This window comes from Chryseobacterium sp. 2TAF14 (assembly GCF_052115105.1).
In the GTDB taxonomy this organism is placed as follows: domain Bacteria; phylum Bacteroidota; class Bacteroidia; order Flavobacteriales; family Weeksellaceae; genus Chryseobacterium.
Window position 1 is genome coordinate 1 of record NZ_JBFRGA010000103.1, and the last position, 10,490, is coordinate 10,490.

Consider the following 10,490-nt stretch of genomic DNA (forward strand, 5'->3'; position numbering starts at 1 on the left):
AAAAAAAACTTGCATATTTAAAGGGTTTCCTTAAGTTTGCACAGCGTTTACCAATAGTTTTGGAAACAAAATTGCGGAAGTAGCTCAGTTGGTAGAGCGTCAGCCTTCCAAGCTGAATGTCGCGAGTTCGACCCTCGTCTTCCGCTCAAAAAAAATCATACTCTACAGTGTGATTTTTTTGTTTAGGCCGACTTAGCTCAGCGGTAGAGYGCTTCCTTGGTAAGGAAGAGGTCACGGGTTCAAGTCCCGTAGTTGGCTCACTTTTCATCCCGATTTTCTTCGGGATTTTTTTATTTCTAAATATTGACGATTTATTTATAATTAAAGATTATTTTTTAATTAATGAAAGTATATCTTGATTATCATCTTTATAATAATTGGCTTAATAATTATTTTAAATGTTGACCTTCCTGTTAGTTCTAATGACTATGTGGGTAAATATGCAAACAGGAATTATAATACTGAGATATGCTGTGTTGAAGCACCTCACAAACCTGATACACTTACTTTATATAAAGACGGTAGTTTTAAAAGTAAATTTTATGGGAATGGTAAATTTGCTATTGAAGGTGTATTTAATACAAGGATTATATTGAAGTATTCAGATTTTGGAAAAGATGCAATTTATAATACATACTTTACCAATAAGATTAATGAAGAACTACGAATAATATTAAATGCAGATAACAATCATTATTATGAAAAAATAAAGTGAGTTGGTTGCAATAAAGTTTAATATTATTTTAATCAATCATAACATAGGCTTCAAAATACTTTAGCCATAATACTTTAGAAATTTTGAAAATTAAATTCGGAGCTTTTATTAAATCAATTCCGTCAAATAATCTTGAATTTTTCATTAAATTCGTTATAAATATTTTGTGATGAACATTCTCTTATTAGAAGATGACCTTATTCTCTCCGCAGAATTGAGCAAGTTTTTAGAATCAAATAATTTTACCTGTGACAGAATTTATGATGGCGAAACTTTTCTTCGTCAGATAAAAAATAATGGGTACGATTTATATCTTTTAGACATTAATGTTCCAAAAGTTAATGGGCTGGATGTTTGCCAAACTATACGTTCTTTTGATAAAAACACGCCCATCATTATCATTTCTGCTTACGGAGATATTTCTGATAAAAAAGACGCTTTTACGAGACTGGCAGATGATTATCTAGTAAAACCTTTTCAGTTTGAAGAGTTGTTGCTCAGGATGAATTCTCTTTTGCGAAGAAAAGTTCCTTCTGAAAGCATCGATTTAGATATTATAAGAATTGATGATTTAATTATCAATAAAACAGAACAAAAAGTTTTCCGTGCAGGAAACGAAATTACCTTAACTTTAAAAGAATTCCAGCTTCTGGTTTATCTTGCGGAAGCACAGGGAAGAACGGTTTCTAAACAGCAAATCACCGAAAATGTATGGGAACATAATTTTAATACCAATACCAATACGGTAGAAGTTTACATCAATTTTTTAAGAAAAAAGATCGATAAAGAATATAAAGTAAAGCTGATTCATACAAGATCAGGCTTCGGGTATTATCTCAATCCTTTATAAATATTAATACTAAAAACCAACAACCAAAAACTAACAACCAAAAACCATTTAAATGTCTTTAAAAAGAAAGATTGCACTTACTTTAAGCGTTTCGTTTTCGCTGCTTTTCGGGGTTGTTTTAATTATTATTTATATTTCGTTTAATGATTTTCGCAGGGAAGAGTTCAAAGACCGATTTATAAGGCGATTAGGATTTACCACCAACTTTATTTCCAAATCTAAAAATTTTGAGAACGAGGCTCCTATTTTTTTTAATGAAAACTCAGATAATTTTCTTCTGAATGAAACCATCTTGATTTTTAATGGCAACAAAGAGCTTATTTACAGCACCATAAAAGATCAAAAAGTAACCTGGAATAAAGAGCTTCTCGCCGATCTTGACAAGAAAAAAGACATTTACAATGAAGAATCTGTTCCTGAAGTTTACGCATCCTTAAAAAACATCAACGGAGAAAATTATTACATTCTTACCAGTGCTTATGATACCAACGGGAAATCGAAGTTGGAGTATTTGAAATACCTTTTAATTACCGCTTTTATTACCTGTACTTTGCTGATCGGTTTTTTCAGCTATTATTTTATGGGGAAATTTCTCCGACCTTTGGAAGATTTGAACAAAGAAATTTCTGAAGTTACTGCTCATAAACTCACTACACAGGTTCCGGTAGAGCAGTCAAATGACGAGATCAGTATTCTGGCAAACTCATTCAATACAATGATTTCAAGATTAAATGATGTTTTCCAGTCACAAAAAGATTTTACGGCAAGTGCATCCCACGAAATCAGGACACCTATTACAAGAATGGCTTTTCAGCTGGAGAATTTAATTAAGCTTGAACAGCATTCTCCCGAAACGCTTTCGGCTCTTAAACAAATGTTGAAGGATGTTTATCAATTGTCAGATCTTACCAATTCACTTCTGCTTCTCACAAAATTCGATAAAGAAAATATTCAGAGCATTTACGAAGAAGTAAGGATTGATGAAGTGATTTTTGAATCTTTTGACCGGGTAAAGAAAAGTTACCCCAATCTTAAAATGGATTTTCTTATTGCTGAAGAAACTCAGGAAAACGCTTTTTTAACCATCAACGGAGTGCAGTCACTTCTGGATATTGTCTTTATCAATCTGCTTAAAAACGCTGCGGTATATTCTGATAATGCTGATGTAAATATTCTCATTACCGAAACTGAAAGCCATTTAACTGTAGATATTCTTTCCCACGGAAATACCATTTCCAAAGAAGAGCAGCCAAAACTTTTCGAAGCTTTCATGCGTGGAAACAATTCCCAGAATATTTCCGGTTCCGGTTTAGGTTTAAGAATAGTAAAGAGAATTTTAGAATATCACAGTGCCGGAATTTCTTATACTTCTCCTTCTGAAAATTTAAATAAATTCAGTGTTGTTTTTAATAAATGATTATTGAACCATTAAGTTTGTTTAGTTTTTAAGAATAAAAAAGGATAGACTTTTTAAGATTTACCAAGTTAAATAATTAAGCAGCACGCTACATTAATTTTATTGATTCTTAAAATTTTTAATCTTAATACTATTACGTTAGCTTAGTTTTAAAAACAAAAAGGATAAACTTTAGATTTAAAAAGTAAATAATAAACAGAACGCTTAAATCAATTTTATTGATTCTTAAAAACTCTTAATCCTTAATAACCCTTAATGGTTAAAAATTTAAAGATAATTATACAAAATCAATAATTTAATTTTTTTTTAAGCCTCCTTTAAGTTCGTTTTAATCGCGCAGCAGCATTTTTGTCATCAAAATAATAGAATGAACAAAATTGCAGGCCTGTTCGTTGTAATTTCTTCAATGATTTCAGCGCAGAAGCAAATGTCGCTTTTGGAGTGCGAAAATGCCTTTCAGCAAAACAATCTTCAGCTTCTTGCCGAGCAATACAGCATCAATATGGCAGATGCAGATATTTTGCAGGCGAAAATCTGGGAGCTTCCGCAGATGAGCGGTTATATCAATGCTTACAATCCGCAAGACAAAAGGGTTTTAGATGCAGGAAGAGCAAAAGGTTTCGAAGTTACCCAACTGATTTACATGGGCGGCAAAAAGAAAAACGAAATTGCTTTTGCAAAATCTAATAAAGAGTTGGCTCAATTACAGTTTTCACAACTTTTGGTAGAATTGAGAACCCAGCTTCATACCAATTATTATAATCTTTATTACGAAAAACTCAAGCTTGAAAATACCAACAAGCAATTGGGTTATATGAATGATCTTTTGAAAGCGTACAAAGTGCAGTCTGCAAAAGGAAATGTCTCGCTGAAAGACGAAGTGAGGCTTCAGAGCATCGTTATTCAGCTCAATAGTGATAAAGTCGGGATCAATAAAAATTTTTTGGAATTTGAGCAAAACCTAAAAATCCTTACCGGAATTACAGAAAATATTGAGCCTCAGATTTCGGAAGAAGAAGCTAAACAAATTTTGGCGGCCCAACCTTTTGGTGATGATGAAGAATTGAAAAGAAAAGCGCTCGAAAACAACGCTGATTATTTATTTATTTTAAAAATGATTGATAATTCTAAGCTTTATGCACAATGGCAAAAATCACTGAATGTTCCGGATTTAAATGTCGGTGCAGAATACGATCAGGCTTCCGGAACTTTTAATAATGAAATTAATTTGAAATTAGGAATTCCTATTCCATTGTGGAAAAGCAATAAAGGAAATGTGGAAAAAGCCAATTTCGCCATTAAGCAGAATCAGAAAAACGCCGAATTCCAAAAACTCAATTTGGAAACAAAAGTGCAGTCTGCTTTTCAAATCTGGAAAACCCAATACGATCAGTTAGCTGAAATAAAATCTACTGATTTAAGCAATCTTGATCTTGTTTATGACGGAATGCTTAAAAATTTCAGAAACGGAAATATCAGTCTGATCGAATTTACAGACTTCATGGAAAGCTATCGTCAAACTGCACTGCAGATTTATGATATGAAAAACGAGCTTATGGAATCTGCCATTCAGCTCAATCAATTAGTACAAACCAAAATCTTCTATTAACAATACAATGAAAAAAATAATTATACCCTTATTTTCAGCTTTGCTTTTATGGTCATGCTCAAAGCCTGAAATTGCAAAAACTCCAGAACCAAAAGGTTTTGAACTGAGCAATACGATGCTCGAATCAATTTCCACAGCGAAAGTTGAGAACAAAAATATAGAAGATTCTTACAGTTTTTACGGTAAAATTTCTGCGGATGCCAATTCGTATATCGATGTTTATCCTTTGGTTGGCGGAAATGTGATGAGCGTAAATGCCGAACTTGGTGATTATGTAAGAAAAGGCCAGGTTTTGGCAACTATTAGAAGTACCGAACTGGCAGAAGTACAAAAAGATGTAAGCGATGCAAGAACAGATTTACAGGTTGCCAAAAATAATCTTCGTGTAGCCAAAGAAATGTATGAAGGAAAACTGAATACGGAAAGAGATGTTCTGGAAGCAAAAAGCCAGCTTCAGAAAGCAGAAGATCAGATGCAGAGAGCATCTGCGGTAAGTACGGTTTACAATGTGAAAAACGGGAATATTTACAGCGTTTTGGCGCCAATCAGCGGTTATATTGTTCATAAAGACATCAATAAAGATATGCAGCTGAGAAGTGACAGAAGCGAGAATATTTTTGATGTTGCCAATACCACAAATGTTTGGGCAATTATGAATATCAACGAAGCCGATATCGACAAAATAAGTCTTGGAATGCCCGCTCAGGTTTCCACACTTTCTTATCCGGATAAAGTTTTTGACGGAAAAATTGATAAAATATTCAAAATTATCGATCCTGAAACCAATGCAATGCAGGCAAGAGTCGTTCTTGACAACGCAAACGGATTATTGATTCCCGACAGCAAAGCGACAATCAAAGTTTCGAAATCTGAAAATAAAATGGCGCTTTCTATTCCTTCAAAAGCTGTGATTTTTGATGATGACAGAAGTTATGTAGTCGTTTTTAAATCGAGAACAGATGTGAAAATTAAAGAAATTCAGGTTTTAAAACAGTTGGGTGAAGTCACTTATCTTTCAGAAGGTCTTAAGGAAGGCGAAGGCGTAATTACCAATAATCAGCTGTTGATCTATCGCTCTTTAAAAAATTAATTGATTTGAACCATTAAGATATTTTGAAGCAGTAAGACTATTAAAGACTACCAATTACTTTAACTTTTATCATTTCAGTCATCATCAGATGTTTCTTCTTTAAACTTACCTCTTCACTTCTTAATGGTTTTTAAATATTTAAATAAAATAAATAGTAGAGATTAGACTAAACCCTAAAACCTAATATCTAACATCTATTCCCATGAATAAATTCATAAAAAATATAATCTCATTTTCACTTAAAAATAAGGCTTTTACCTTTATCTGGGTAGCGGTTTTGGCGGTTGCAGGATTTATAAGCTTCAAAAATATGCCGATTGAGGCATTTCCCGATGTTACCAATACCCAAATTGTCATCATTACACAATGGGACGGAAGAAGTGCCGAAGAAGTAGAACGTTTTGTAACGACACCGATTGAGTTGGCGATGAGTCCGGTTCAGAAAAAAACAAGTGTGCGAAGTACCACCATGTTTGGTCTTTCCATTGTTAAAATTCTTTTTGATGATGGAGTTGATGATATGTTTGCCCGAAATATGGTCAACAATCAGCTCAGAAATATAAGTCTTCCTGAAGGAATTGATCCCGAAGTACAACCTCCTTATGGACCGACCGGAGAAATTTTCAGATATACGCTTCAAAGCAATAAAAAAGATTCCCGTGAGCTTCTTACTTTACAGAATTGGGTGATTGACAGAGCGCTTCGTGGTGTTCCCGGAGTTGCAGACATCAATGTTTTCGGAGGTCAGGATAAAGTTTTTGAGTTGAGTATCGACCCGAGAGCTTTAGATAAATACAATTTAACGCCGTTGCAGGTTTATGAAGCCGTAACGAAAAGCAATCTGAATGTGGGAGGCGATGTAATCGAAAAAAATGGACAGGCTTATGTTGTGCGAGGAATTGGTTTGGTGCAGTCGACAGATGATATTGGGAATATTACCATTCATAACGACAGCGGAAATCCTATTTTGGTAAAATATGTTGCTGAGGTTCATGAAAGTTCGCGACCGAGAGTAGGACAGGCCGGATTAAACAATCAGGACGACACTGTAGAAGGAATTGTCGTGATGCGAAAAGGTGAAAATCCGCGTGAAGTTTTGGTAGGCGTGAAAGCTAAAATTAAAGAGCTTAACGAAAAAATCCTTCCCAAAGATGTAAAAATGGTCACTTTCTACGACCGTGACAATCTGATGGATTTTACCACAGAAACGGTGATGCACAATTTGCTGGAAGGAATCATCCTCGTTACGGTAATTGTTTTGATCTTTATGGCAGACTGGCGAACAACTGTGATTGTTTCCATCATCATTCCTTTGTCTCTGCTTTTTGCTTTTTTATGTTTAAAAATCGCAGGAATGAGCGCCAATTTACTGTCGTTGGGAGCCGTCGATTTCGGAATCATCATTGACGGAGCCGTCGTCATGGTGGAAGGGATTTTTGTAATGCTCGATCATAAAGCCAAAAAATATGGCGATGAAAGATTCAATAAACTCGCAAAAGCAGGCTGGATCAAACAAACCGGAACGGGTTTAGGAAAAGCTATTTTCTTTTCAAAATTAATTATCATCACTTCATTAATTCCGATTTTCTCATTCCAGAAAGTAGAAGGTAAAATGTTTTCGCCTTTAGCATTTACGCTAGGTTTTGCATTGTTGGGCGCTTTAATTTTTACATTGACTTTAGTTCCGGTATTAACGCATTTGCTTTTAAATAAAAATGTAAGAGAAAAGAACAATCCTTTTGTGAATTTCTGGGACAGAATTGTTTTAAAAGGTTTCAAATTTACTTTTAAAAATAAAAAATTAAGCTTAATTATTTCCATTTCGATTGTTGCAGTAACTTTATTTTCCGGAAAATTTTTAGGAACAGAATTTTTACCTCAATTAAATGAAGGTTCACTTTGGATCACTGCAGAAATGCCGATGAGTTCATCTTTAAAAGAATCTTTAAAAACTGCCGACATCTTAAAGAAAGATATTATGAGTGTTCCTGAAGTAACTGATGTTTTGGCGCAAACCGGACGAAGCAACGACGGAACCGATCCGAACGGGTTCGGATTTGTACAATTTGCGGTAAATCTTCAACCGAAAGATGAGTGGAAACGTAAAATTACCTACGATCAGCTGATTGAAGATATTGATAAAAAACTCAGCAATTACCAAGGAATTACATTTAATTATTCTCAGCCGATTTCTGATAACGTAGCCGAAGCTGTTGCAGGTTTTAAAGCAGAAAATGGAATTAAAATTTACGGTGATAATCTTCAGACTTTGGATGAATTGGCGGATAAGGTTTTAAAATCCATAAAAGATGTCGATGGTGTACGTGATGCCGGAATTATTAAAAATATTGGTCAGCCGGAAGTAAACGTAGTTTGGGACAGAAATAAAATGGCAGCTTACGGTGTGATGCCCGAAGATGCGCAAACCGTTCTGGAAATGGCTTTTGGCGGAAAAACAGCGTCAGAAATGTATGATGGCGAAAGAAAATTCCCGATTCGTTTAAGATATTCTCATGAATACAGAAAAGATGAAAATGACATCGCTTCATTGATGATTCCGACGCAGGACGGAACGATGATTCCTTTGAAGGAAATCGGAAATATCGAGAAAAATAACGGAGCAGCATTTATTTACAGAGATGATATCAAACGTTATATCGGAATTAAATTTTCAATTCGTGACCGTGATTTAGGAGGGACGATTGCCGATGCTCAGAAAGAAGTGGCAAAAATTGATCTTCCGGAAGGATATAAAGTAGGATGGACCGGTCAGTTTGAAAACCAGCAAAGAGCAACATCGAGGCTTACAGAAGTTGTACCGATCAGTATTTTGGGGATATTCTTTCTTTTATTCATCCTTTTCGGAAACATGAAAGATTCCCTTTTGGTTTTGGCGAATGTACCCTTTGCTTTGATCGGAGGAATTATTGCGCTTCATTTAACCCAAATGAATTTCGGAATTTCCGCAGGAGTAGGAATGATTGCTTTACTGGGAATTTGTATTCAAAACGGAGTGATTTTGATTACTGAATTTCATCAGAATGTAAAAGATGGGTTGCCACTGGATGAAGCTGTTCTAAATGGAGTGAAATCTCGAACAAGACCCGTCATTATGACTGCTTTAATGGCGTCGATCGGATTGTTACCGGCTGCATTATCTACAGGAATCGGTTCAGAATCTCAGAAACCTTTAGCCATTGTCATTATCGGCGGATTGATTACGGCAACTGTTTTAACATTGCTTATTTTCCCGATCATCTTTTGGATTTTTAACCGGGCTAAGAGAACAGAGGAGATTATTTAAGATAAATCTTTCATTTACATCATATAGGTTGAAGGTCTGGAAATTAATTTTTCGGCTCTTCTTTTATTAAGTTAAATCTTATTTTTAAATTCATAAGACCTGTTATTATACTATTGGTCACGTTGACCATGGTAAAACTACACTTACTGCAGCTATTTCTGCTGTATTAGCGAGCAAAGGTCTTGCTGAGAAAAAAGATTTCTCTGCTATTGACTCTGCTCCAGAAGAAAAAGAAAGAGGGATTACTATCAATACTGCTCACATTGAGTACGAAACTGAAAAAAGACACTATGCTCACGTTGACTGTCCAGGTCACGCGGATTACGTAAAGAACATGGTAACTGGTGCTGCTCAGATGGATGGAGCAATCGTAGTATGTGCTGCAACTGACGGGCCAATGCCTCAGACTAGAGAGCATATCCTACTTTGCCGTCAGGTAAACGTACCTAGAATTGTTGTTTTCATGAACAAAGTTGACATGGTAGACGATGCTGAATTATTAGAGCTAGTTGAAATGGAACTTAGAGACTTATTGTCTACTTACGAATTTGACGGAGATAACTCTCCAGTAATTCAAGGTTCTGCATTAGGAGCTCTTACTGCTGCTACTGCTGCAACTCCTGATACTAACGATAAGTGGTTCAAATCAGTTGAAGAATTGATGGACGCTGTTGATACTTGGATCGAGCAACCACCAAGAGATACTGAAAAGCCTTTCTTGATGCCAATCGAAGACGTATTCTCTATTACAGGTAGAGGTACTGTAGCAACTGGTAGAATCGAGGCTGGTGTTATCAACACTGGAGATCCAGTTGATATCGTAGGTATGGGTGATGAGAAATTGACTTCTACTATTACAGGAGTTGAGATGTTCAGAAAAATCCTAGACAGAGGTGAAGCTGGTGATAACGTAGGTCTATTGTTGAGAGGTATTGAAAAAACTGACATCAAGAGGGGTATGGTAATCGCTAAGAAAGATTCTGTTAAGCCACACAAAAAATTCAAAGCTTCTGTTTATATCCTTTCTAAGGAAGAAGGTGGACGTCACACTCCATTCCACAACAAGTACCGTCCTCAGTTCTACGTAAGAACTACTGACGTTACAGGTGAGATCTTCTTACCAGAAGGAGTAGAAATGGTAATGCCTGGAGATAACTTAGAGATCTCTGTAGAATTGCTACAGCCAATCGCTCTTAACGTAGGTCTTAGATTTGCGATCAGAGAAGGAGGTAGAACTGTAGGTTCAGGTCAGGTTACTGAAATCTTAGAATAATTATCTAAATAATACAAAAGGCTTCCGAAAGGAAACTCTCGGAAGCTTTTTTATCTACGGGCATCGTCCAATGGTAGGATACCGGTCTCCAACACCGTTGATCAGGGTTCGAATCCTTGTGCCCGTGCAAATATAAATTATGAGTTCATTTGTCGATTTTTTAAAAGGTTCTTATAACGAATTCAGACATAAAGTTGAATGGCCAAAATGGTCAGACTTACAGTCTTCTACA

Annotated in this window: 8 protein-coding genes and 3 tRNA genes; all 11 read left to right on the forward strand. The window is 35.5% G+C overall.

Going from position 1 to position 10,490, the window contains the following annotated elements; all coding sequences use genetic code 11:
• The first annotated feature begins 73 nt into the window (after nt 1-73).
• A tRNA-Gly gene (locus AB4Y90_RS11455) sits at nt 74-146 on the forward strand.
• Nucleotides 147-186: 40 nt separating this feature from the next.
• A tRNA-Thr gene (locus AB4Y90_RS11460) sits at nt 187-258 on the forward strand.
• Between the two features lie 97 nt (nt 259-355).
• Nucleotides 356-715 carry a hypothetical protein gene (locus AB4Y90_RS11465; protein ID WP_441557715.1) on the forward strand — a complete coding sequence of 120 codons (360 nt, stop codon included), beginning with the start codon at nt 356-358 and terminating at the stop codon, nt 713-715.
• 169 nt (nt 716-884) lie between these two features.
• Nucleotides 885-1,565 (forward strand): response regulator transcription factor, encoded by a 681-nt coding sequence (locus AB4Y90_RS11470; protein ID WP_441557716.1) that lies wholly within the window; start codon nt 885-887, stop codon nt 1,563-1,565.
• 52 nt (nt 1,566-1,617) lie between these two features.
• A complete protein-coding gene (locus tag AB4Y90_RS11475; RefSeq protein ID WP_441557717.1) occupies nt 1,618-2,982 on the forward strand; it encodes an ATP-binding protein in 1,365 nt (454 codons plus the stop codon).
• 367 nt (nt 2,983-3,349) lie between these two features.
• Nucleotides 3,350-4,591, forward strand: a complete 1,242-nt coding sequence (locus AB4Y90_RS11480; protein WP_441557718.1) for a TolC family protein — start codon at nt 3,350-3,352, stop codon at nt 4,589-4,591.
• A gap of 7 nt (nt 4,592-4,598) precedes the next feature.
• On the forward strand, nt 4,599-5,681 hold the full coding sequence (locus AB4Y90_RS11485) for an efflux RND transporter periplasmic adaptor subunit (RefSeq protein ID WP_441557719.1): 1,083 nt from the start codon (nt 4,599-4,601) through the stop codon (nt 5,679-5,681).
• A gap of 202 nt (nt 5,682-5,883) precedes the next feature.
• On the forward strand, nt 5,884-8,985 hold the full coding sequence (locus tag AB4Y90_RS11490) for an efflux RND transporter permease subunit (protein ID WP_441557720.1): 3,102 nt from the start codon (nt 5,884-5,886) through the stop codon (nt 8,983-8,985).
• A gap of 88 nt (nt 8,986-9,073) precedes the next feature.
• Nucleotides 9,074-10,258 carry an elongation factor Tu gene (tuf, locus tag AB4Y90_RS11495; RefSeq protein ID WP_441557721.1) on the forward strand — a complete coding sequence of 395 codons (1,185 nt, stop codon included), beginning with the start codon at nt 9,074-9,076 and terminating at the stop codon, nt 10,256-10,258.
• 56 nt (nt 10,259-10,314) lie between these two features.
• Nucleotides 10,315-10,385 (forward strand) — tRNA-Trp (locus AB4Y90_RS11500).
• Between the two features lie 12 nt (nt 10,386-10,397).
• Nucleotides 10,398-10,490: preprotein translocase subunit SecE (locus AB4Y90_RS11505; protein ID WP_441557722.1), on the forward strand; the 93-nt coding region annotated here is incomplete at its 3' end.

Excerpts from the sequence above, each read along its gene's own strand:
- AB4Y90_RS11470 (WP_441557716.1), top strand. The coding sequence starts at position 885 with ATGAACATTCTCTTATTAGAAGATGACCTTATTCTCTCCGCAGAATTG.
- AB4Y90_RS11475 (WP_441557717.1), top strand. The coding sequence starts at position 1,618 with ATGTCTTTAAAAAGAAAGATTGCACTTACTTTAAGCGTTTCGTTTTCG.
- AB4Y90_RS11480 (WP_441557718.1), top strand. The coding sequence starts at position 3,350 with ATGAACAAAATTGCAGGCCTGTTCGTTGTAATTTCTTCAATGATTTCA.
- AB4Y90_RS11485 (WP_441557719.1), top strand. The coding sequence starts at position 4,599 with ATGAAAAAAATAATTATACCCTTATTTTCAGCTTTGCTTTTATGGTCA.
- AB4Y90_RS11490 (WP_441557720.1), top strand. The coding sequence starts at position 5,884 with ATGAATAAATTCATAAAAAATATAATCTCATTTTCACTTAAAAATAAG.